This window comes from Vibrio injensis (assembly GCF_001895205.1).
In the GTDB taxonomy this organism is placed as follows: Bacteria; Pseudomonadota; Gammaproteobacteria; order Enterobacterales; family Vibrionaceae; genus Vibrio; species Vibrio injensis.
This window is the reverse complement of the sequence record NZ_BDJF01000011.1, coordinates 89420-111324: the sequence shown is the minus strand read 5'-3', so window position 1 is coordinate 111324 and position 21905 is coordinate 89420. Positions and strand designations below refer to the sequence as shown.

21 protein-coding genes are annotated in these 21905 nt (G+C 42.1%); 17 read left to right on the top strand and 4 right to left on the bottom strand.

Annotated elements, in window-relative coordinates; translation table 11 throughout:
- Positions 1–6: 6 nt before the first annotated feature.
- The 13 genes from BSR11_RS03840 (at position 7) to BSR11_RS03780 (ending at position 13029) form a co-directional block, all read left to right on the top strand.
- Positions 7–321 carry an STAS domain-containing protein gene (locus BSR11_RS03840; protein ID WP_072669157.1) on the top strand — a complete coding sequence of 105 codons (315 nt, stop codon included), beginning with the start codon at positions 7–9 and terminating at the stop codon, positions 319–321.
- A 21-nt stretch (positions 322–342) separates the two neighbouring features.
- Positions 343–2481, top strand: a complete 2139-nt coding sequence (locus tag BSR11_RS03835) for a chemotaxis protein CheA (RefSeq protein WP_072669156.1) — start codon at positions 343–345, stop codon at positions 2479–2481.
- Between the two features lie 66 nt (positions 2482–2547).
- Positions 2548–4158 (top strand): methyl-accepting chemotaxis protein, encoded by a 1611-nt coding sequence (locus BSR11_RS03830; RefSeq protein WP_072669155.1) that lies wholly within the window; start codon positions 2548–2550, stop codon positions 4156–4158.
- A gap of 9 nt (positions 4159–4167) precedes the next feature.
- Positions 4168–4689, top strand: coding sequence for a chemotaxis protein CheW (locus BSR11_RS03825; RefSeq protein WP_110166926.1), 522 nt, complete (start codon positions 4168–4170; stop codon positions 4687–4689).
- Between the two features lie 10 nt (positions 4690–4699).
- Complete coding sequence (locus BSR11_RS03820; protein WP_072669154.1) at positions 4700–5539, top strand: CheR family methyltransferase; 840 nt, start codon at positions 4700–4702, stop codon at positions 5537–5539.
- Positions 5540–5616: 77 nt separating this feature from the next.
- Entirely contained in the window at positions 5617–6717 is a 1101-nt protein-coding gene (locus BSR11_RS03815) for a protein-glutamate methylesterase/protein-glutamine glutaminase (protein ID WP_072669153.1), read from the top strand.
- 307 nt (positions 6718–7024) lie between these two features.
- Positions 7025–7792, top strand: coding sequence for a DUF3450 domain-containing protein (locus tag BSR11_RS03810; protein ID WP_072669152.1), 768 nt, complete (start codon positions 7025–7027; stop codon positions 7790–7792).
- Complete coding sequence (locus BSR11_RS03805) at positions 7792–9162, top strand: MotA/TolQ/ExbB proton channel family protein (RefSeq protein WP_072669151.1); 1371 nt, start codon at positions 7792–7794, stop codon at positions 9160–9162. Before BSR11_RS03810 ends, BSR11_RS03805 begins: the two co-directional genes overlap by 1 nt.
- A 9-nt stretch (positions 9163–9171) precedes the next feature.
- Entirely contained in the window at positions 9172–9717 is a 546-nt protein-coding gene (locus BSR11_RS03800; protein ID WP_072669150.1) for a MotA/TolQ/ExbB proton channel family protein, read from the top strand.
- Positions 9714–10118: an ExbD/TolR family protein gene (locus BSR11_RS03795; RefSeq protein WP_072669149.1), complete on the top strand. Its 405-nt coding sequence runs from the start codon at positions 9714–9716 to the stop codon at positions 10116–10118. The genes BSR11_RS03800 and BSR11_RS03795 overlap by 4 nt, the downstream gene beginning before the upstream one ends.
- Positions 10118–10738, top strand: coding sequence for an energy transducer TonB (locus tag BSR11_RS03790; RefSeq protein WP_072669148.1), 621 nt, complete (start codon positions 10118–10120; stop codon positions 10736–10738). The genes BSR11_RS03795 and BSR11_RS03790 overlap by 1 nt, the downstream gene beginning before the upstream one ends.
- Complete coding sequence (locus BSR11_RS03785) at positions 10735–11928, top strand: tetratricopeptide repeat protein (protein WP_072669147.1); 1194 nt, start codon at positions 10735–10737, stop codon at positions 11926–11928. The genes BSR11_RS03790 and BSR11_RS03785 overlap by 4 nt, the downstream gene beginning before the upstream one ends.
- Before the next feature lie 237 nt (positions 11929–12165).
- Positions 12166–13029 carry a DNA ligase gene (locus BSR11_RS03780; RefSeq protein ID WP_072669146.1) on the top strand — a complete coding sequence of 288 codons (864 nt, stop codon included), beginning with the start codon at positions 12166–12168 and terminating at the stop codon, positions 13027–13029.
- Here the strand turns inward: BSR11_RS03780 and BSR11_RS03775 are convergent.
- Positions 13026–14060 carry a DUF3080 family protein gene (locus BSR11_RS03775; RefSeq protein WP_240004039.1) on the bottom strand — a complete coding sequence of 345 codons (1035 nt, stop codon included), beginning with the start codon at positions 14058–14060 and terminating at the stop codon, positions 13026–13028. The two genes, BSR11_RS03780 and BSR11_RS03775, sit on opposite strands and share 4 nt — an antisense overlap.
- 113 nt (positions 14061–14173) lie before the next feature.
- Positions 14174–15544 carry an MATE family efflux transporter gene (locus BSR11_RS03770; RefSeq protein ID WP_072669145.1) on the bottom strand — a complete coding sequence of 457 codons (1371 nt, stop codon included), beginning with the start codon at positions 15542–15544 and terminating at the stop codon, positions 14174–14176.
- A gap of 141 nt (positions 15545–15685) precedes the next feature.
- Between BSR11_RS03770 and BSR11_RS03765 the strand changes: the two genes are divergently transcribed.
- On the top strand, positions 15686–16294 hold the full coding sequence (locus tag BSR11_RS03765) for a riboflavin synthase subunit alpha (protein WP_072669144.1): 609 nt from the start codon (positions 15686–15688) through the stop codon (positions 16292–16294).
- Between the two features lie 59 nt (positions 16295–16353).
- Here BSR11_RS03765 and BSR11_RS03760 read toward each other — a convergent pair whose 3' ends face one another.
- The gene (locus tag BSR11_RS03760; protein WP_040904293.1) at positions 16354–16557 is read right to left on the bottom strand and encodes a CPXCG motif-containing cysteine-rich protein; all 204 of its coding nucleotides are present in this window, start codon (positions 16555–16557) and stop codon (positions 16354–16356) included.
- A gap of 185 nt (positions 16558–16742) precedes the next feature.
- Here BSR11_RS03760 and BSR11_RS03755 point away from each other — a divergent pair, with 185 nt between their 5' ends.
- From BSR11_RS03755 to BSR11_RS03745, 3 genes are read left to right on the top strand one after another with little or no spacing between them, the layout of a single operon-like run.
- Positions 16743–18290 (top strand): DUF3369 domain-containing protein, encoded by a 1548-nt coding sequence (locus tag BSR11_RS03755; RefSeq protein WP_072669143.1) that lies wholly within the window; start codon positions 16743–16745, stop codon positions 18288–18290.
- A 31-nt stretch (positions 18291–18321) separates the two neighbouring features.
- Positions 18322–19080 (top strand): transporter substrate-binding domain-containing protein, encoded by a 759-nt coding sequence (locus tag BSR11_RS03750; RefSeq protein ID WP_072669142.1) that lies wholly within the window; start codon positions 18322–18324, stop codon positions 19078–19080.
- 37 nt (positions 19081–19117) lie between these two features.
- Positions 19118–19891, top strand: a complete 774-nt coding sequence (locus tag BSR11_RS03745) for a substrate-binding periplasmic protein (protein ID WP_083544844.1) — start codon at positions 19118–19120, stop codon at positions 19889–19891.
- A gap of 29 nt (positions 19892–19920) precedes the next feature.
- On the opposite strand, the gene BSR11_RS03740 is transcribed toward BSR11_RS03745, so the two are convergent.
- Complete coding sequence (locus BSR11_RS03740; RefSeq protein WP_072669140.1) at positions 19921–21864, bottom strand: PAS domain-containing sensor histidine kinase; 1944 nt, start codon at positions 21862–21864, stop codon at positions 19921–19923.
- Positions 21865–21905: the final 41 nt, after the last annotated feature.

Here is a 21905-nt window from a genome sequence, read left to right as displayed (position 1 = left end):
TAAGGTATGCAGATCCTCGAAGAAAACGATCAACACGTCAAAATTGAGTTATCCGGCGAGTTAACGATTTATCAAGCGCAGGAAATGTATGAGTTTTTGACGCCATGGGTTATGAAGCCGATTGATTTATTGATTGATGCTACACGCATCACTGATCTAGATACCAGCGCGATTCAATTATTGGTGATGGTCAATAAAGCGAAACGAGAGCAACAGCAGCAATGTTTGTTACTGGTAGAAAATCCTTTGTTTATCCAAGTGATGGCTAAATTAGGGGTTAATGCCCTTAACCACAATTTGGCATTGCAGCCCAATACGTAATGCGCGAATAGGAGTATAAACATGGATCCGATGCTGTTGGCTGCACTTGAAACTTACTACACCGAAAGCCGTGAATTGTTAGAAGGTATGGAGCTAGATTTACTCGAGCTTGAAGCGGGTAATCATCAAGATTTAAACGAGAGACTCAATGCTATCTTCCGTGCTGCACATACGGTTAAAGGCTCGGCGGGCATTTTTAATCTCGATGCGATTGTTCACTTTACACATAAAGTGGAAAACCTACTTGACCAGTTACGCTCAGAGCAATTGGTCTTGACCGATGAAGTGATCAGCCTGTTATTTCGCTGTCGTGATCATATGTTAACTTTGCTCGATGAAGCACAATTTGAACAGCAGCATCACGCGGATAACCAGAAAATCAGTGAAACACTGATTGAACAATTAAACGCGTTTCTTGGCGATCAACCAGACGTGAAAATCAGTGAAGCACCGATCGAAGATAACCCACTGGCTACGGTGGATGCTCAGCGTTTTCTATGGGTAAAGTTTCCGCAAAGTGCTTTACAAGATGGGATGGATCCGCTGTCCTTTTTTGCTTATTTAGCCAAATTAGGCCAAATCGAACAGATTATTTTCGATGACAGTGGCTTACCTCAAGAGTGGGCAGATTTTGACGCGGAAAATTGTTACTTGAGTTGGCAGATAGCGCTCAGTAGTGATGCTCAAGATGAGGAAGTTTTAGCGGTTTTCGAATTTATTCGGGACGAAGGTGAGGTGTATTTATTTTCTACCAATCAGTGTACTCCAGCCTTACTTGATGAATTACAACAGAAAGGTATGCACAACCTTGAGCATTTTCAAGCCTGTGGCTTACAACTGGATCTCATGTCTGAGCCGTTGATTGACGCTGAGTCACCGATTGAAGTGCAAGAAGACCCCGCTCAATCCATCACTCAGACTAAGCCGGTTAAATCGGACGTTGCCGTGGCAAAACCAGCGGCGAATGAAGCCGTCAATCGGGAACAAAAAAGCTTACGTGTTGATGCAGAAAAGCTTGATACGTTAATTAACTTGATTGGTGAATTGGTGACCGCTGGGGCTGGATGCGCTTTACAAGCCAGCAGTCATGCTGATAGCGCAATGCAAGAATCGGTTTCTCGGCTCAATGGCTTATTAGAAGAAGTCAGAGATGCGGCATTAAAGTTAAGAATGGTACCGATTGGTAATACGTTTATCCGTTTTCAACGGGTCGTACGCGATGTTGCCAAAGAGTTAGGTAAAGAGATCCAGCTTGATATTCACGGCGGAGATACCGAGCTTGATAAATCAGTGGTCGAGAAAATCGGTGACCCGCTGATGCACCTGATCCGTAATGCGATGGATCATGGTATTGAAATGCCGGACAAAAGGCGAGAAGAAGGCAAAAGTCGTGATGGGCTGATCACCTTAAATGCCTATCATGACTCAGGCAATATTGTTTTGGAGATTACTGATGATGGCAAAGGACTTGATGCTGAAAAACTGCGCTTAAAAGCCATCGAAAAAGGTCTGATAGATGAGCATACGGTATTAAGCCGAGATGAGATGTATCAATTGATTTTTGAACCGGGTTTTTCTATGGCGCAAGAGGTTTCTAATCTCTCGGGACGAGGGGTTGGTATGGATGTGGTCCGTCGAAACATCAATGAATTACGTGGTCGAGTCGAGATAGAAAGTGAGCTATCGATAGGCACCACAGTTCGACTAATTTTGCCATTGACTCTGGCGATCATCGATGGATTTTTAATTGAAGTCGGCGATGAAGAGTTTGTCGTTCCTCTTGATGCTGTTAAAGAATGCGTTGAACTTCATCATCCAGTGACTAAGCAAGGGATAAAAGTCAGCAGCCACCTTAATTTGCGTGGCAGCGTTTTACCACTGATTGATTTACGCAAACAGTTCAACTTAAACAAGCAAGCACCTCGTCGGCAAAATGTGGTTGTAGTTCAAACTGGTGGACAAATGGCCGGATTGGTGGTTGACCGATTATTAGGAGAGTTGCAGACCGTAATTAAACCGCTCGGACCTATTTTTGAGAATATCCAAGGGATCAGTGGCTCTACGATTTTAGGGAATGGGGATATTGCCTTGATTTTAGATATTCCTGGCTTAACACAGCAAATGATTCAACAAGAATCGCAACAATTTGCGCTTCATTAATATCGACAGCGCACAAGGTATCAGATTAAGCGCATAACGCGCGTCACCGCTATAAGGAATCTGGCAATGTTTAAGGATCTATCAGTAAAAATTAAGCTCAGCCTACTCATTGGTTTGTTAGGTGTGTTATTAATCGGTGTTGGTTCGGCTGGCTTATACGGCATGAGCAAAATGGTTGATGGATTGAGAAGTGTTTATCTTGATCGAACCATTCCGATTGGTCAGTTAAATGACATTAAAGTTCGCTTCTTACAAAATCGAATTGCAATGGCATTTGCTCAGTTGTATCCCGATGATGAGAATATCAACGCTCAAGTCAAGAACGTAGAAGATAACTTAAAAGTAATTGATCAAATCTGGTCTCGATACATCACGACAACGTTAACCGAGGAAGAAGCTCGGTTGGTCAATCAGTTTCAGCGCGACAATAAAATTTTCATTGAACAAGCCATTGAACCCACGTTGGTGGCATTAAGAATGGGCGATATTGCAACTGCCACCTCATTAGCATTGGAAAGAGTTCGACCTTTATATCCCCCCGTTGCTCAGTCTTTGGATCTATTGGTTGACTTGCAAATTCAAGAAGCAGCAGCCGAATATAATAGAGAAAGCACATTGTATGAAACGCTACGTTTGGTATCCATCTCTTCGATAGTGGTTGGACTGATTTTGGCTTTCAGTTTTGGGATTGCTTTAATTCGAGGGATTTGTGGCCCATTAGAAAAAGCGGTCCATCTATCTCAAGAGTTGGCGAAGGGCAACTTAACCACCAAGTTAGAAGCAACCAGTAAAGATGAAATGGGGCGTTTGCTTGATTCCATGCAACAAATGGTTCGTAAATTATCGAGTATTGTCGGTGAAGTGAATGGGGCAAGTAATGCATTAGCCTCGGCATCCGAGCAAGTTTCAGCGACGGCGCAAAACTTAAGTCAGGGCGCGAGTGAACAAGCAGCGAGTGTTGAAGAAACGACCTCTTCAATTGAAGAAATGTCAGCTTCTATTGCCCAAAACACCGAAAATGCCAAAGTAACCAATGGCATAGCCAGTAAAGCGGCTTTGGAAGCCCAAGAAGGGGGGAACGCGGTAGGTAAGACGGTTGCGGCGATGAAATCAATAGCAGAAAAGATCAGTATTATCGACGATATCGCTTATCAAACTAACTTATTGGCTTTAAATGCAGCGATTGAAGCGGCTCGGGCTGGTGACCACGGTAAAGGATTCGCTGTTGTGGCGGCAGAAGTAAGAAAACTGGCCGAGCGCAGCCAAGTGGCTTCGCAAGAGATTGGTGAAGTAGCGAAAAATAGCGTTGCCTTGGCAGAGCAAGCTGGAAGTTTGTTAGAAGAAATCGTCCCTTCGATCCAAAAGACCGCCGATCTGGTACAAGAAATCAACGCGGCATCTATGGAACAAGCCACGGGGGCCTCACAAATCAATCAAGCGATGGAACAGCTCAACAGTGTTACTCAACAAAGTGCATCAGCATCCGAAGAGTTAGCCTCCACGTCCGAAGAAATGAGTAGCCAAGCTCAGCAGTTACAGCAATTGATGACCTTCTTTAAGACCGATGAGCGACAAGTGAAATTGGCGAATAAAAAACAGCAACCCTCCGCCAAAGCATCGCCTGAAGTATCAAGAGTCACTCAAGACGATGATGATTCGGACTATGTTCGTTTTTAGGAGAATCGTATGATGGGACAGTTAGCGACACCCAACTTGGCAACGAGTATCAACGATCAGCAATATTTAACTTTTCTGTTGAACGGAGAGATGTATGCGTTTGCGATACTTAATGTCAAAGAGATCCTCGAATACGGAAAAGTAACCCCGATCCCTCGTATGCCTAAATTCATTCAAGGGGTGATCAACTTACGTGGTGAAGTGGTTCCAGTGATTAATTTGGCACATCGCTTTCAAATTGAGGCTCGCGCGATCACGAAACGAACCTGTATTGTGATTATTGAAGTCGATACCGATGATCAGCGCCAAGATTTAGGGGTGCTGGTGGATAGCGTTTCAGAGGTGATTGATATTCCGATGAGCGATATTCGTGCTGCGCCGGCTTTTAGTTGCCAGATACGGACTGACTTTATTCGCGCGATGGCTCAGTTACAGGATAACTTTGTCATCATTCTAGCGGAAGATAAAGTGCTATCGGTTGATGAGCTCGCTATGGTTGATAAAGTTGCCAAGGAGCTTGGTAAGAGCTAAGAGGTGTAGTATGGCTTTTCTTGAATCTGTCTATGCAGAGTGTCAGCCACAGTTATCGGATGAGACATTCGTTCGTTATCAACGCTGGTTATATGAAAAAGCGGGGATCTCTCTTAACGTAACGAAAAAATCGTTAGTTATTGGTCGCCTTAATGTTCGTTTACATCAGCTTGGATTGAAAAGTTATGAGGCATATTTCGATTTCTTTGCCTTAGCACCAGACAATGCCGATAAAAAAGCAGAGCAACAGGTAGTGATTGATTTACTGACCACTAATGAAACGTATTTTTTTCGTGAAGAGGCACACTTTACGTTCATACAACAAGAGGTGATCCCCAACTATTATCCCCAAACACTGCGTTGCTGGAGCGCGGCAAGCTCATCAGGTGAAGAAGCTTACTCTCTGGCGATGTTATTAATGGATAACAACCCAAGACCTTGGCAGATAGTGGCGACCGATATCAATAGTCGGGTTCTATCGCAAGCCAGTAGCGGAATTTATCCGCTATCTCGAAGTAGTAATATTCCATTGCATTATTTACAAAAATATTGCCGTAAGGGAATAGGGGCGAAAGCGAATACGTTCAAAGTGATTCGTTCTCTACGTGATCGGGTCACTTTTCAGCAAGCCAATCTACAAGAGAGCTTAGCGCGATTTGGGCATTTTGATCTGATTTTACTGCGTAACGTGATGATCTACTTTGACGCAGCGTCTAAGCAAAAAGTGATCGATAATATTCAGCGGCAGCTCAATCCGGGGGGATATCTACTCATTGGTCATGCAGAGACGTTGCAGTCGATTAAAGCGCCATTAAAGCTCATCCGTCCATCGATTTATCAAAAGCTATAATAATCAGCATGATGGCAGTGAACAATAAATCAGCGTCAATTATTGCTATGGCTCTTTTACCTCGATAGGTAAGGTTAATGATAAATAATAAAATACAAGTTCTGATTGTTGATGATTCAGCAGTTGTAAGGCAGGTGCTCAGTCAAATATTAGTCGATCAACCGGATATCGAGCTACTTCCCGCCGCTGCGGATCCTCTATTTGCCATGAAACGCATGGAAAAAAATTGGCCCGATGTGATCATTTTAGACGTTGAAATGCCGCGTATGGATGGCATTACCTTCTTGAAGAAAATCATGGCCGAGCGACCAACGCCAGTCATTATCTGTTCAACGCTGACCGAAAAAGGCGCTCAAGTGACCTTAGAAGCGTTACAAGCCGGAGCAGTAACCATTATCACTAAACCTAAAATGGGTTTAAAAGATTTTTTAGAAGATAGTGCCAATCAAGTGCTGCAAGCCGTTAGAGGAGCCGCTAAGGCAAAAGTTAAAAATTTGTTCAATGCTTCAGCATCAGCATCTCATTCTGACAAATCATTATCCACGGAACATAAATTTCAGACTCAGCCAGCAGCCCCATTACCGATCAATTCATTACTGAGTAGCGAAAAAATCGTCGTGATTGGTACTTCGACTGGGGGAACGCAAGCCTTGGAATACGTTTTAACTCATTTGCCGAAACATGCACCGGGGATCGTTATTGTCCAACATATGCCAGAAAAGTTTACTGCAATGTTTGCTGAGCGCCTCAACTCATTGAGTCAAATGACGGTTAGTGAAGCTAAAAGTGGCGATCGAGTGCTACCGGGAGTCGCGTTGATTGCTCCTGGGGGAAAGCATACTAAGTTGTTGCGTAGTGGCGCTCAATACAAAGTCGAAGTGTTTGATGGTCCTTTAGTCAATCGACATAAACCGGCCGTCGATGTGTTGTTTCGTTCCGCCGCTCAACAGGCCGGAAGCAATGCATTAGGGATCATTATGACTGGGATGGGCGATGATGGAGCCAGAGGGTTAAAAGCGATGTTTGACCATGGTGCGTTAACTGTCGCGCAAGATGAAGCCAGCTGTGTCGTTTTTGGAATGCCAAAAGAGGCGATTGCCCTTGGTGCAGTACAAACCATTTGTCCTTTAGCGGCGATTCCTAAACAAATTCTGCGTTTTACTCAGCACATCAAGTGAACGCACTCTATTTTTTATTCGCGTAACGACAATGAGCGTGCAGCATACGGCTTCTGATTTGCCGCAGCAGCGGTATAACTGGGTTTATTGGTTTCTCCATTCTGGTTATCTTCTTGTCTCTATTTAACTTATGGGCATGGCGTTATTTATTATCTCCCATGAGTATTATCTCTACTATCGATAGAACGCTTTACATTGTTTACACGAGTTATCGCGTCTAGCGCTGATTTTAATTGAAAATACAGTTGATAATGAGAGCCTTTATCAATAACATATCACTATTCTCATGTGGTAATTGATGACAACGATGAATTTAACCAAACCAAGCCTCATTCTATTTTCAGCGCTTAGCGTGTTATCCGCTCATGCCAGTGTGCTGGATGATGCAAAGACAATCCAAAAAAACACCAATCACGCATCAGCGGTGAGCCAACAAAAAGTCGATAAAAGTGCTGAAGCGACTTTATCTCTTCAAGCGGACATCGAGCGATTAAATGAAGAAGTGAAAAACCTAACTATTTATCGTGATCATTTACTCTCACTAGTGGCTAGCCAGGAAAATGAAATGGCAAGCCTAGATGAGCAGATTATTGAAGTGCATCAAACTCGTCAGGGGATTGTGCCTTTGATGTATCAAATGATCGATGGCTTAGATATTTTAATCAGTGAAGATAAACCCTTGCGTCTTTCCGCTCGCCAAGAGCGTCTCGAGCGATTAAAAGAGTTAATGCCACGTTCTGATGTGAGTGATGCTGAGAAATATCGCCGAATTCTTGAAGCGTATCAAATCGAGATGGATTACGGCACGAAATTGGGGGTTTACCAAGATCAAATCACCTTAGCCGATAAAGACACGATTGAGGCGGACATTCTTTACGTTGGCCGAGTTTCATTATTGGCTCGCAATCGTAATGGTTCACGCTATTGGTCTTGGGACCAAAAGCAAGGGCAGTGGCAAGCATTATCGATTAAATCGAAAGGGGATATTGATACCGCCTATCAATTGGCTTATCAGCAAATCGCACCAACGCTGCTTTATCTACCGGTTTCTCTTACTCCTGCGGAGGCAAAATAATGATCACTAAGCATAGCCTTGCTGCATTGAGTTTAAGCCTACTATTACTTCACCCAGTTCATGCAAGTAGCGGTTTGACCGAACAGACACAAAATGAGAGTCGAGTACAACGCAGTCATAATGTCCAGCGTGAAGCAACATTTCAAAAAACGGAACAGCAATTACGCGATGAAAGAAAGGCTCTGATAGCGCAAAGAGATCGCTTACAAGCAGAAGCCGATAAATTGTCTACCCGTTTTAGCCAAAATGAAAATAGCCTTGCTCGTCTAGAAGAAAAGCTGCGTTTAGAAACGGGCAGTTTAGGTGAGATATTTGGCGTCGTTAGACAAAATGGAAAAGAGTTACAAGCGACACTAAGTGATTCTGTAACGGGTGTTGATCGTCAATACTATGCTCCTGTGGTTGATCAGATTGTTGCGGCTCAATCATTACCTTCGATGAAGCAACTGATTGGTTTATGGCAGGCAATGCAAGAGCAAGTGATTGCCAGTGGCGAAATCAGCACGAATACGATTGCTTTTATTGATGGTGAAGGCAGAACGCAACAAGTGGATGCGGTTCGACTTGGTGCGATGGCTTTAGTCACTGAGCAAGGTTATGTCAGTTGGAATAATCGCCGTCAAGACGCGGTAGCTTATCAACAGCAGCCTGCTCAAGGTGCGCGTTTCTCTTCATTAACCGATCTTAAACAAGGAGACATGCAATCGCTGGTATTAGATCCTTCACAAGGTCTTCTATTTGAACAGCTTGCGTTAACTCCAACATTGAAGCAACGCCTTGATGCTGGTGGCGTGATCGGTAATATCATCTTGGTATTACTCGCGATTGGTTTAGGAATTGCGGTTTATCGAGGCATTGTATTAGTGATAGCTCGACAACGTATTCAACAACAACTTAAGCAATCTGAGCCAAACAGTAATAACCCATTAGGCCGAGTGTTATCGGTTTATGACAAAGAGCAAAATCGCAGTGTGGAAGCACTAGAACTGCGTTTACTTGAGGCGGTGGTTGATGAGCAAGCTGGTTTAGAAAAAGGACTGTCGATGCTGAAGCTTTTTGCTGCCTTAGCACCGATGCTTGGATTGCTCGGTACCGTTACGGGAATGATTGAGACTTTCCAAGTGATCACTCAATTTGGTAATGGTGATCCTAAAGTCATGGCGGGAGGTATTTCTATGGCACTGGTGACAACCGTATTGGGTCTAGTCGCAGCAATGCCTCTATTGCTGGCTCACAATATCTTAAGCTCTCAAGCAGAAACGATTCGTACCATCTTAGAGAAACAAGGGATTGGACTTGTTGCTGAACAAGCAGAACGTGAGTCTCTAGCGGTGAATACTAAAAAAGCCGTCAACCACGCAGCGGCGTAAGGGATGAACATGAATCAAGCAGATGGGTTATTTTCATTGCAAAAGCTCTTTCTGCCCCTTTCCGAGTTTATGGCTCAGGGTGGAACAGTACTCTGGTGGCTGGCCGCGGTAGTCGCGGTCTGCTGGTTGCTAGTGATAGAACGGATAATTTACTTATTAGTTACCTTTCCTAAACAGCGTAAGCAGTGGATTGAACAATGGCACGCGCGTGACGATCATCATTCATGGCATGCGCAAGCGATTCGTTCTGGATGGTTGGGTCAAGCACACATTCAACTCACTCAATACCTTAATTTAATTAAAGTGTTGGTGGCTATTTTTCCGATGTTGGGTTTACTGGGTACGGTTACTGGGATGATTTCGGTGTTTGATGTGATGGCGACTCAAGGTAGCAGTAATCCCAAATTGATGGCATCGGGAATCTCTTTGGCGACGATTCCGACTATGGCAGGCATGGTCGCTGCTTTAGCGGGGATGTTTGTTTATGCTCGGTTGGCGAAAACGTGCCGTTTATATGAATTGAAGTTAGAAAAATCCTTAAGGAGTCAGCGATGAGACTGGGCCGACGTTCGTCCAATCAAGAGGAAGCACAAATCGATTTAACCTCGATGTTGGATATTGTGTTTATTATGTTGATTTTCTTTATCGTAACCAGCTCATTTGTCCGTGAATCTGGGGTTGAGGTGAATCGTCCATCCGCCTCAAATGTGACAGCACAAAAAGATGCGGGTATTTTTGTTGCCATTACCTCAGCAAACGATATTTATATCGATAAAAGACAAATTGATGTTGAAAGAGTGCAGGCCACATTAGAGCACTTATTACTTGAGCAGCCAGAGGCTGCCTTAGTGATTCAAGCTGATGAGCATGCTTACAATGGAACCGTTGTCAAAGTGATGGATGCGGCGAAAGGCGCGGGCGTGAAAAGCATTGCATTGGCGGCGGAGAAGCGCTGATGCTACGTTTATTGCTGGCTACGCCTTTTGCGGCTTTGATTTCAGTGAGCTTATTTTCATTCATGGCTTGGATGATCAATAACGATGGCTTGCGCTCACCGACGCAAAATAACGCTCTCAGCTTTACTATGGTGATGGTTGAGCAAGAGCAAGAGGTGCAGCGCCGACAACGCGCTGTGCCTGAACAGCCTAAAGTGCCACAGCCTCCGCCACAATCGCCAGTGTCTAAGCAACAGAGCTCGGTGACCAATACGTTAACCTCAACATCGGTTCCCACATTAGGTCTCGATACGGCGATCAATGGTATTGCGATCAATGTACCCACTCTTGGTGATTTTGGGGCTAATCAGCAGGCTTTACCGCTGTATCGTGTTGAGCCTAACTATCCAGCACGTGCTTTAAAACGCAATGTTGAAGGCTATGTTCTACTGCGTTTTACAATAGATGAAACGGGACGACCAACGGATATTGAGGTGGTGGATGCCAATCCGCGGCGAATGTTTGAGCGTGAAGCGATGCAAGCCTTACGGAGTTGGAAATATCAGCCTAAATTGCTGGATGGGCATGCGGTTTCTCAACCCGGTCAAACGATTAAATTGGAGTTTAAGTTAACCAAATGATCAGACGATGGATAGTTTACTTATTGCTGATTGGTTCTACTTCTTCTTTTGCGGTAGAACTCAGCCCTTATGCGGCGAATAAAGCGCTGCAAGCAAATCAACTCGCTCAAGAAGAGCGTTTTGCCGAAGCGATCGAACTATTAAGAGAAACCAAAGTAAGCCGAGGATACGATAAAGCGTATTTTGACCGTATGCTGGGGGTTTTTTATTGGCAAAATGAGCAGCTTTCTTTGGCGATACGTTCGTTGACAGAAGCGGTGGGTAGCGGAGAATTGGTTGATGAGCAAGGCTGGGCCACTCGTCGCATGTTGGCCGATTTATTACTTATGGATCAACAATATCAATCCGCCTTACCGCATTACTATCAGCTTGTAAAAGAAGTGATCAAAGACGGTAATGAAAAGCAAACCACTAGCGAATTATGGCTGAGGATTAGCCAAGTCCATTATCAATTGCAGCAATGGGCCAAGACATTATCGTCGATTGATCGCTATGAGCAACTAACGTCAATCGATGAGGTGACACCACTATCGCTGAAACTTGGTGCTCAACTTCAGCTCGAACGATGGAAGCCAGCGATTGTAACCTTAAAACGCTTGATTGCTTTAGAAAGTGACAAGAGCAGTTGGTGGCTACAATTGGTGAGTTTGGAGTTGCGTACTGGGCAACCGAAAGAAGCCTTGAGTAGCTTGGGCTTAGCCAAGTTACACGGCATTGAACTCAATCAGCAAGAGTTAAGATTGCTTGCTCAACTGTACGCTCAAAACGGAATTCCTGAGCGAGCGGCTCAAATTCTTGGTTCAATAGAGAATGCTGACAGTGATCTTGATTTGATCACCGAGCGAGCTTCTTATTGGCAACGAGCCAAAGAGTGGGATAGAGCGATTGAAACTTGGACTTTAGCTGCGCAATTTGATGCTAAATACTATTGGAACGTCTCATTACTCTACAATCAGCAAGGTGAATATCGACAAGCTTTAAGCGCACTGGATAAAGTCACTGATAAAGCGCGTCAACCTGAGGTTGCTTTAGCTCGTGCTCGTGCCCTGTATAAGTTAAATCGACTCGATGATGCGTTAGCTCAGGCTAAAAGAGCTCAACATTTACAACCTTCCAATAATGAAGCTCAAGGCTGGATTAACTATTTAACCCAGTTGCGTGAAATTAACTCAAGGCACCAAGCCTCTTAGAATCGTGGTTTTATTACCACTCTATGCCCCATCTACTCTATTGTGAATATCATTATTGATGATGATCTTTAGGCTAGATGGGGAGTGAATCTCGTGTATTTAGGGCATCAATTAGTGTGAAATACCTCGCTAGTTGTCTTTTTCTGTCACTCAAATAACTGCTGATGTGGGCATACTTTCCTCACTTTTAAATCAGATGTCTAGCGCATCATTAGAGTGAAAATTTGAGGGCAAGTAATGTCATATAAAATCTCGTTAATTACCGCTTCGCTGCTGCTTATTGCACCAACTATAACAATTACGCCAGTTTGGTCTGCCGATTACCAACCGTTACCCATTGTCTATGCAAAAGAATATCGCCAAGGGATTGAGTTAGGAGATTATTGGCAAAGTGAAAAATTGGATGGTATTCGTGCGATTTGGGATGGGCAACAACTCACCACTCGTAATGGCTACCCGATCCATGCGCCTTCATGGTTTACCGAACCGCTGCCCAGCTACCCGTTAGAAGGTGAATTATGGGCGGGACGCGAGCAGTTTTCTTTTGTTCAACAAACCGTATTGGATAGACAGCCTTCGGATTCGGCTTGGCAAAAAATCAATTTTATGCTGTTTGATCTGCCCACGATGGAAGGCGATTTTCGGATACGGTATCAACATTTAATTGAGATAACGACGAGCATTGGAGCGAAACATATTCAGTATATCGTCCATCAGCCGATTGAATCAGAGCAGGCGTTGCTAAGTGACCTTGAAACACTATTCGTATTAGGTGGGGAGGGGGTAATGCTACGTAGAGTTGCCGCCGATTATCAAGCTGGGCGCAGTGATGATCTCCTCAAGTTAAAAAAACATCAAGATGCAGAGGCCCAAGTGATTGGTTATCGGCCAGGAAAAGGTAAATATACGGGCATGATTGGAGCACTGATTGTACGTACTGAAGACGGTATTGAATTTGCGATCGGTAGTGGTTTAACGGATCGATTACGCCAAACTCCACCTGAAATAGGCTGTTTAATTACTTATCAATATAATGGTTATACCGATTCAGGCATCCCTCGTTTTGCTCGTTTTATGCGTAATCGAGACGTTATATGTTAACGGCCGACGCTGACTGAACAGCGTTGAAATAATTGCTGCCAATAGTGTACGTGTAATGCAAGGGCATCACGAAATTGTTGGTGGCTGTCTTGCACGGTAAAGTGGCTCTTCATATTATCGTTGGATTCAAAAATGATTAAGAACTCTTCTAATTGAAGATAGACACTATCAATCCGAGTTAATGCTGGCTGAATTTGTTGAATATAATAACGGTTGAAGACATTTTGTAAGTAATGAAGACGAGTACGATCTTGGTTTGGACCGCATAAGATTGCGCTATCGTTATCTTGTAATTGCCGAGTCGTCGTCTTAAGCCAACGCGTTGCATTGTCTAATGAAAACTTGAGTGAACCTAAAATTCGCTGTTTTTCAAGCACCTCTTGATAAGGGGTAATCGTTGTATCGGGTAAGCTTTGCTCAAGTACTAGACGTTGATGAACGGTAGTAAAGGTTTTTAACGCTTGAGTTAATTCACTGAGTTCGATGTTATTTGCTAACCACGAATGGCTGGTCAGCTGTGCGCGCATCGCCACGCTGGTATAGAGTAAGTTATACCAATGTTTATGAAGATCTTCTCCTTTAATTTCAGCAATCGTTTTTAGTTGTGTACTGACGCTTTCAGAAAGCGAGTTTATTTGCAAACAGTGTTCGATGCCGTTTAATAATTGTATCTCGTAGTCAAACCCTCGAAATTCATCTTGGACTCGACCAAGGGAGGAGTTTCTTTGGGCAATGAGTTGAAAAAGCTGGCATTTTCTTAGTTCATAACTATCAAGTAAGCCCAAAGTCCGTGGCGTGATCGTCAGCTCAATGTTGCGTTTGTCCGGTAACGTTTGCGATAACATCTGGGGATTGGTTAACCGCTCGGCTTGTTGAACGTTGGCAATTCGAGTTAAATAAGTAGAAAAATCACTCTCTAATGATGGATTAGAGTTATCACAGCCAGCCAATACACTCATTACGACAATCGCATACAGATACTTAGTCAGTATTTTATTTCTATTGGCTTGCCGAAAATGATTGTGATACACGGATTGTCCTCCTAAAACCATCTTTGTCTGTATACGTAAAATAAAAAAGCCAAGTTCAGTCAGAGTCATCACTTGGCCTTGGTTATTACGACTTGAAACTACCGTGTTTTTAGCTACTTAGCAGCAAATTGCATTTGTATCTCTTCATCTTGGGTTTGCATCCAATATAAACGTAAACCAAGCATTAAAGCCGCAGAGCTTAAGCCAACAATAAAGCCAATCCAGAAACCACTTGCGCCCATTGGCTCAACAATCCAGTCGGTCATCGCCAACACATAGCCGGTCGGTAAACCTAAAATCCAATACGCAATGAAGGTACGATTAAAAATCGCCGCCATATCTTTGTAACCACGTAAAGCGCCTGCAGCAACTACCTGAATAGCATCGACACATTGATAAATACCAGCCAGAATCAGTAGCTGCATTGCAAGGGTAATCACTTCTGAATTATTGGTATACAACAAAGCAATCTCTTGTCGAAAGATCAGGGTAAAAGTCGCGGTCAACAAAGAAGCCGCGACACCGACCAGCAAACCTACATTAGAGGCAACGGCAGCACCGGGGAGATTATGCTGACCAATAGTATGTCCAACACGGATGGATACGGCAGCACCTATACTCATCGGAATGACGAAGACTAATGAAGAAAAGCTGAGCGCAACTTGATGTGCCGCGACCACTAAAGAACCAAGCGGAGCGACTAATAAAGCCACAGCGGCAAAAAGTGTTACTTCAAAAAATAATGCTGCAGCAACAGGAAAACCTAATTTAAACAAGCGCAGTTGTGCTTTTAGTTTCGGCGGATGAAATTGCCCAAATAGGTTAATGTGAGCTAAACGGTTCGATGTGACGACATAAGCCAGTAACATCAAAAACATGATCCAATAAACAATGGTAGTCGCAACACCACATCCCACACCACCAAGGGCGGGCGCACCAAACTTGCCATAGACAAAGATCCAGTTGAGTGGAATATTAAATAGTAAACCCAAGAAGCCGATGACCATGGCGGGTTTGGTTAATGACATTCCATCAGTGAAACTGCGTAAGGTTTGAAATAACAAGAAGGCTGGAACAGCAAACATGACAGCAAACATATAGCCGATGGTTTTTTCTGCCATTAGCGCTTCTACGTCCATAAAGCCTAAAATAATTTTAGTTTGGAATAAGACCAAAATGATCGGTAGCGACACCCATAATGCTAATATTGCGCCTTGTTGTATTTCAAATGCGATCTGTTCTTTGCGTCCAGAGCCATTAAGTTGGGCGACTATCGGCACCAATGCCATTAGTAAGCCAATACCGAATAAGATCGAGGGCAGCCAAATACTCGCTGCGATAGACACCGCAGCCATATCTGTCGCACTCACGCCTCCGGCCATTACCGTATCGACAAACCCCATCCCTGTTTGGGCAATAGAGGCAATTAATACAGGGGTAGCCAGTTTAATTAACGTTGAGGCTTCTTTTTTATAACGTTGCACACACTTCTCCGAAAAAGGAAAATCTAGGTCAAATAGTGACTCAAGAGATAAAAAGGGAGGTACTTTCGAGTACTTAGGGTCTAGAGAGAATGATAAAGAAATGTCACACTAAGCACCACGAAAATCTACCGGAATCACATTATGTTCACAGGTATTGTACAAGGGACGGCAAAACTTGTCGCTATCGATAAAAAAGCACAGTTTCAAACTCATGTTATCGATCTTCCAGAGCCTCTCTCTAGTGGCTTAGCCGTAGGCGCTTCGGTGGCGCATAACGGTTGTTGTCTAACGGTGACTCATATTAATGGGCATCAAGTTTCTTTCGATCTCATGCAAGAAACCTTGCGCTTAACTAATTTAGGTCAACTTAATGTTGGCGACGCAGTAAATATTGAGCGAGCGGCTAAATTTGGCGATGAAATTGGTGGTCATTCAATGTCTGGGCATATTATCTGCATGGCAACAGTGGTTGATATTATCGATTCAGCGCATAACAAAACCTTATGGTTTGAAATCCCAGAATCGCTAATGAAATATGTATTACCTAAAGGATATATTGGCCTTGATGGTTGCTCATTAACGATTGGCCAAGTGGAAGCGAATCGATTCAATGTTCATCTAATACCAGAGACGTTGCAGCGTACGTTGTTTGGATCTCGTAAAATTGGCGATAAAATTAATGTAGAAATTGATCCTCAGACGCAAGCGATCGTTGATACCGTTGAACGGGTGTTGGTTAAGCAATCTTAGTCACGAAGTGTTAAGGGCGTGTTGAAAAGCGCGCCCTTAAGAGAATAAATACCATTAAATTAAAAAATTTGTTCGTCATCGGCATCAATATAAAGATCAATACAATCTTGCTGTTCATTAACTTGCATATTAAGGTGAATAGCATGGCAGCACGCTGGACAATCGTCATAGAAATCTTGGCTGCCATTACTGGAATCTAAAGTGATGCGGATTGTATGACCACAGTGTGGGCATAGTACCGCTCTCTCCGTAAAATTCTTCATACCGCTTTCCTTACTGTTACTCTCACATCGTTAATCTTAGCCAGTAAAGTTGCTTAAAACAGAAAATTAAGTGCAAAGTTTGTTCCCCTCGAGACTTATTCCATCAAGGACGATGTTTGAGTTTATAAAATCATCGTTGATGTGCTAAACCTATAAGTAGGTCGTTAAACAATAAGATGGTTATTATGGATCTATTTGCTGATTATCGCTCCCAAGACAATTCAGGAGCAGAGAAAAAAAGCCCCATGACGGCAAGCATAAAGCCTTGGCAAGTATTGCTGGTTGATGATGATGAGCAAATCCATCAGATCACGCAAATCGCTTTATCCGGTTTTACTTTTCAATCCAGAAAGTTAGAGCTGCTTTCTGCATTATCGGCTAAAGAAGCGAAGCAGGTACTTCAAGATAACCCAGACATCGCTTTGGCGCTGATTGATGTTGTTATGGAGACGGAGCACGCAGGCTTGGATTTGGTGGAATACATTCGCCGAGAGTGCAGCAATAAAAATATCCGTTTAGTGTTGCGTACAGGGCAAGCGGGACAAGCGCCGGAAGATAAAGTCATTCAACAATATGAGATTGATGACTATAAAGAAAAAACTGAATTAACGACTCAAAAATTGCGCACATTAATGTACTCGATGCTACGTTCTTATCGCGATTTATGCTTAATCGAAGAACAAAAACAGGGATTAAAGCGAGTAATTCAAGCATCGGCACAAGTACAAAATACCACAACCTTAAAAGCGTATGCCGAATCAGTTCTCAATCAACTTACGTCACTATTAAAGTTACCCGCTTCTGGTTTTTATTGCGTGGTGCGTCCGAAAGCAGACGGTACTGCAACTTATGCGTTAACTTTGGCCGCGATAGGTGGGTTTGTTGATCTCTCTAGTGAGTGTGATTTTTCACATTTACCTGATGAAGTCGCACAGCGGTGTCAGCAAGTATTAAATAATCAACGCTCTGAAAATTTTCATGACGCGGCTATTCTTTATATGCTCGATAGTCGAGGAACTGAAAATTTATTATATATTAATCTATTAGAGGAGTTGAGAGAGGCGGATGCTCAGTTGCTTGAGATTTACATGCAAAATATTGCACTGACCTTTAATAACTTAAACTTACAGCTTGATTTACGAGAAACATCCAAAGAGTTGGTTTACAACCTAGCTAATGCGGTAGAAGCAAGAAGTAAAGAAACGGGGGCACACGTACAACGGGTTTCCTTGATTGCTGAAAAACTGGCTGAGTTGTGTGGTTTACCAGAGCAAGAGGTGTACATGATAAAAAACGGTTCACCATTGCATGATGTAGGTAAAGTCGCAATACCGGATAGTATTTTGCATAAACCAGGTAAGTTAACGGCTGATGAATGGGAAATTATGAAAAAGCACGTTGACTATGGTGTTGAAATACTGAGTAAATCCAATCGTCCACTGATTGTGAAAGCAAAAGAAATTGCTGCTAGTCATCATGAAAAATGGGATGGCAGCGGTTATCCCAATGGATTGGTCGGTGAACAGATTCCCATCAGTGGTCGTATCACCGCGTTAGCGGATGTGTTTGATGCTTTAGGATCTAAACGTAGTTATAAAGAGCCTTGGTCGGAAAATGATATTAAAAATGAATTAACCTCTCAAAATGGTAAACATTTCGACCCAAATTTAGTTAATTTATTAATTGAAAATTGGGAATATTTTATTGCTATTCGTGAACAGTATCCTGATTAAGTTTATTTACTTATTAATTATAGGTGTTGTTATGAGTTTTTTAATGGGTTGCAATCGATTTTTTATATATGCATCATTTATTGTCTTTCCTATTTTATTTTCTATTAATGCAGAAGAAAAAGAACAATCTAGGAATGAAATTATTGCCCATCTGGGTGAAATTCCTGGGTTGATTAATGCTGATGGTAGTGGGCCTTTTGTTGATTTAGTACGACGTATTGATGCAATTGATCCTAATGTAAATATTATTATTCATGTTTATCCACTCCATCGTGCTATTTATGGTGTTGTGAATGGTCAAGCTGATTTTGCATTGCCAGCGATTAGAGTGGATGATCCGGATGACAAACTGGCTTACCGGTTTAGTAGTCGTTCTTTTGGTTTAGTGGCCTCTGTTCTTTATACTAATAAGGATAAACCATTTAGCGTCGATCAGCTTTGGGCGAACCCTAATCATTATATAATCGAAGCATTTCCTGATGATATGCCTTTTCCAGTAATGCGCTCTAATAGTATTAATACATCATTACTTAAACTGTCTTCTGGTCGTATTGATGGGTTTGTTTGGGCACAAGAAGAAGCCGACATTGCTCTAAGAAGTCTAAACCTGACAAATATTTATCGCCAGCATTTTTATGACCATGAGGATGTATTTATCATTCCTAAAGGGCCTAAAGGTGATTGGATTGATGATTATTTAACAAGAATGATTGATAAACTTAAAGATAGTGGTGAGTTAGAGGCTATTTATAAAGCGATCCATCTACCTTATGATGATTGGCAGTTCTAATACTTATTAAAAATAGTAGCTAAATTTCAGGGATGTTATGATGAGAAAAGTAATTACCGTAGTAATACTACTTACGGGTATATTTTTATCCATATCGACAATGGCATTAGAAAGAACATCGCTTGCAATTTGTGGGGATGGCAGTGGTTGGCCACCTTATCATTTTGAAAAAGAGAGAAAAGTAATTGGTTATGACATCGATGTTTTAGAGGAAATTTTCTCGCCATTAGGCCTAACGATAACGGTAGATCTACCACCATGGCAACGTTGTTTACGTGAAACAAAATTAGGTCGATATGATATCGCTTTGAGTGCCGCTTATAGTGAAGAGCGAGATGAAGATTATATTTTAACCGATTATTATTACACTCTTCAACCTAGTTATGTATACTCATCAATCACTTATCCTGAAGGATTACCTATCCGAACTGCGCAAGATCTCGATTACTTAAGAACTTGTGGCTTACAAGGATATAACTATACAGGGTTTGGCGTTGATGATAGCAAAGTTCGTAAAAATAGCAGAACCTTTGAGCAGGTCGTAAAAATGCTAGAAGCGAATCGATGTGATGTCTTTCTCGCTCGTTATGAAATATTGGCTGGCTTTAAAGCATCAGAGGGAATTGATCATCTTACTAATGGGTTAAAAGTGGTCAGTATTCCTGGCATTAGTGGTGATAAATTTTATATGCTTATTTCACGCTCAATATCTGATGGTCAAGAGCTTAAATCTATCTTTGATCAGCGAATACAACAGTTACGATCAGCGGGTCAACTGGATAAAATGATAGAAAAATACTTCACTGAATAACCAATAACCCACTTATCTCGAACATTTAATCATTCTTCTTTAGTGTCATCAATCACTAATGGTAGTTTTTTAGGGATACGAATTATAAATTTAACACCATGATTAATCTCAGATTCAAAAGTAAGATCTCCGCATAATTTTTGTTTGACTAAGTTAAACACCAAGTTTAGTCCTAAACCAGAACCGCCATAACCTCTCTTACTGGTATAGAAAGGTTCAAATATCTTGTGATGTAAATGGCGAGCTACACCACAACCATTGTCTTGATATTTAATTAATACACTGTCATTGATTTCCGATAACTGAATCGAGATTTTTGCATTAGGTTGCTGGTCGAAAGCATGATTAACACTATTGAGTACTAAATTAGTGATAATTTGCGTAATCACACCCGGTAAGCTATTCATTTTTATTGGACCGCTAGGGCTGATAATTTCCGGTTCAACAGGAATTTTCCTTGTCTCGGAATGCAAACTGGCCATTAAAGCATCTAAGGTTTGTACAAGCTCAAATTCGCAGCGACTTTCAGATACTTGATCTACGGCTGTTTGTTTAAAATCTCGGATCAATTTTGCTGCTCGATTTAAATTGTTTTCGAGCATTTGACCACTAGAAGTCATTCTTTGCATTAATTCTGAAAATTCAGTGCTGGTTAAGGTTTGATTAGAAAACGCTTGATTGAGTGCCATGGCAGTTTCATTAATGACAGATGCGGCAGTCACAGAGATACCAAGAGGAGTATTCACTTCATGGGCAACGCCGGCGACCAATCCCCCTAATGCCGATAATTTTTCGGCTTCAATCAGCTGTTTTTGCGTCGCTTTTAATTGCGCCATGCTCAGTTCGAGATCGTGAGTTCTAATGACGACTTGTTGTTCAAGACTTTCATTTAACTCATGCAATTGAAGTTGAGTGTTTTTGAGTGAGGAGATATTTAATGCCGTACCACGAAAACCAATAAAAGTCTCCTCTTTATAACGAGCGATAGCTTGTAACATCAGATATTGCTTGCCAGAAGCTTGTTCTATTGTGACTTCACAGTGATTAAAATTGCGTTGTTGATCGAGAGCAATCAATAGATCATCAGTTTTAGAAAAACAGTCAATGTCATTAAAAGTAGGTTTTTGTTCGAGATCGATTTTTAAGGTATTTATCATGCTTTCTGAACAATAAATTAACTCTCCTTGTTGATTGGTCTCCCATAGCCAATCTGATGAGACTTGTGTGAAATCAGCCAGCCGTTCTTTTTCTTGTTGGATATTTTGATATAGCTTGGTGATATTAGCCGTAATACGATTAGCTTCGTAACCAAGAAGATCAAGCTCATCATTTTTTTCCATCACCCATTTATGATTATTTAACTGTAAAGGTAAAGCGGGGTGCCTTGGATTGTAGCGGCGTAAATACTCAACGATTTGAAATATTCTCTGATTAATACTGGAATGGAAAACTATTAATAATATCCCACATACAAAAAGAGTTTTAAACGCGTTAATCGCTAAAGTGGTTAAAAATTGTTGAAAGAGGGCGGTATAAATTTCTTCTGCATTAGACTCAACATAAATGGTACCAATGGTTTCAAAGCTCTGATCAGGCAAATTGAAATAAACCAATGGATAAGTATCGGTGATTGGATAGTTTTCCACTTTTTCTCCGGCGCTCAATACCGTTTGGACCGACTGTATTTCTAAGTATTGAATTTTTGGGAGGTTAACCAATAGGTCGAGATGCTGTTGTAATAGCGCTAAATCGTAAGACCATAGTGAGCTAACGAGCAGCTCGGAATGCACATTCTCTACCTCATAATGTTTTTGGTTGATGTCATTGATCTCTTGTCTATAGTCCCAGTAGATTTGTAGCAATGTTGTCGTGAGGGTTAAAATACCACTCAAGATCACCATAATGATAATGATACGTCTGCCTATCCGACTTGAAAAAGGATTGCTTACGGCATCTGTGTATTGTTGTGTCATTACATACCTTCCAAATAGTCAGCGACTTTATAAAGTATAGC

What these genes read in the sequence shown, in the direction of transcription:
- BSR11_RS03760 (WP_040904293.1), bottom strand. Translation starts at nt 16,557, where the DNA reads ATGAAGAATTTTACGGAGAGAGCGGTACTATGCCCACACTGTGGTCAT.
- BSR11_RS03830 (WP_072669155.1), top strand. Translation starts at nt 2,548, where the DNA reads ATGTTTAAGGATCTATCAGTAAAAATTAAGCTCAGCCTACTCATTGGT.
- BSR11_RS03825 (WP_110166926.1), top strand. Translation starts at nt 4,168, where the DNA reads ATGATGGGACAGTTAGCGACACCCAACTTGGCAACGAGTATCAACGAT.
- BSR11_RS03790 (WP_072669148.1), top strand. Translation starts at nt 10,118, where the DNA reads ATGCTACGTTTATTGCTGGCTACGCCTTTTGCGGCTTTGATTTCAGTG.
- BSR11_RS03785 (WP_072669147.1), top strand. Translation starts at nt 10,735, where the DNA reads ATGATCAGACGATGGATAGTTTACTTATTGCTGATTGGTTCTACTTCT.
- BSR11_RS03810 (WP_072669152.1), top strand. Translation starts at nt 7,025, where the DNA reads ATGAATTTAACCAAACCAAGCCTCATTCTATTTTCAGCGCTTAGCGTG.
- BSR11_RS03755 (WP_072669143.1), top strand. Translation starts at nt 16,743, where the DNA reads ATGGATCTATTTGCTGATTATCGCTCCCAAGACAATTCAGGAGCAGAG.
- BSR11_RS03740 (WP_072669140.1), bottom strand. Translation starts at nt 21,864, where the DNA reads ATGACACAACAATACACAGATGCCGTAAGCAATCCTTTTTCAAGTCGG.
- BSR11_RS03800 (WP_072669150.1), top strand. Translation starts at nt 9,172, where the DNA reads ATGAATCAAGCAGATGGGTTATTTTCATTGCAAAAGCTCTTTCTGCCC.
- BSR11_RS03780 (WP_072669146.1), top strand. Translation starts at nt 12,166, where the DNA reads ATGTCATATAAAATCTCGTTAATTACCGCTTCGCTGCTGCTTATTGCA.
- BSR11_RS03745 (WP_083544844.1), top strand. Translation starts at nt 19,118, where the DNA reads ATGATGAGAAAAGTAATTACCGTAGTAATACTACTTACGGGTATATTT.
- BSR11_RS03795 (WP_072669149.1), top strand. Translation starts at nt 9,714, where the DNA reads ATGAGACTGGGCCGACGTTCGTCCAATCAAGAGGAAGCACAAATCGAT.
- BSR11_RS03805 (WP_072669151.1), top strand. Translation starts at nt 7,792, where the DNA reads ATGATCACTAAGCATAGCCTTGCTGCATTGAGTTTAAGCCTACTATTA.
- BSR11_RS03750 (WP_072669142.1), top strand. Translation starts at nt 18,322, where the DNA reads ATGAGTTTTTTAATGGGTTGCAATCGATTTTTTATATATGCATCATTT.
- BSR11_RS03835 (WP_072669156.1), top strand. Translation starts at nt 343, where the DNA reads ATGGATCCGATGCTGTTGGCTGCACTTGAAACTTACTACACCGAAAGC.
- BSR11_RS03815 (WP_072669153.1), top strand. Translation starts at nt 5,617, where the DNA reads ATGATAAATAATAAAATACAAGTTCTGATTGTTGATGATTCAGCAGTT.
- BSR11_RS03820 (WP_072669154.1), top strand. Translation starts at nt 4,700, where the DNA reads ATGGCTTTTCTTGAATCTGTCTATGCAGAGTGTCAGCCACAGTTATCG.
- BSR11_RS03765 (WP_072669144.1), top strand. Translation starts at nt 15,686, where the DNA reads ATGTTCACAGGTATTGTACAAGGGACGGCAAAACTTGTCGCTATCGAT.
- BSR11_RS03840 (WP_072669157.1), top strand. Translation starts at nt 7, where the DNA reads ATGCAGATCCTCGAAGAAAACGATCAACACGTCAAAATTGAGTTATCC.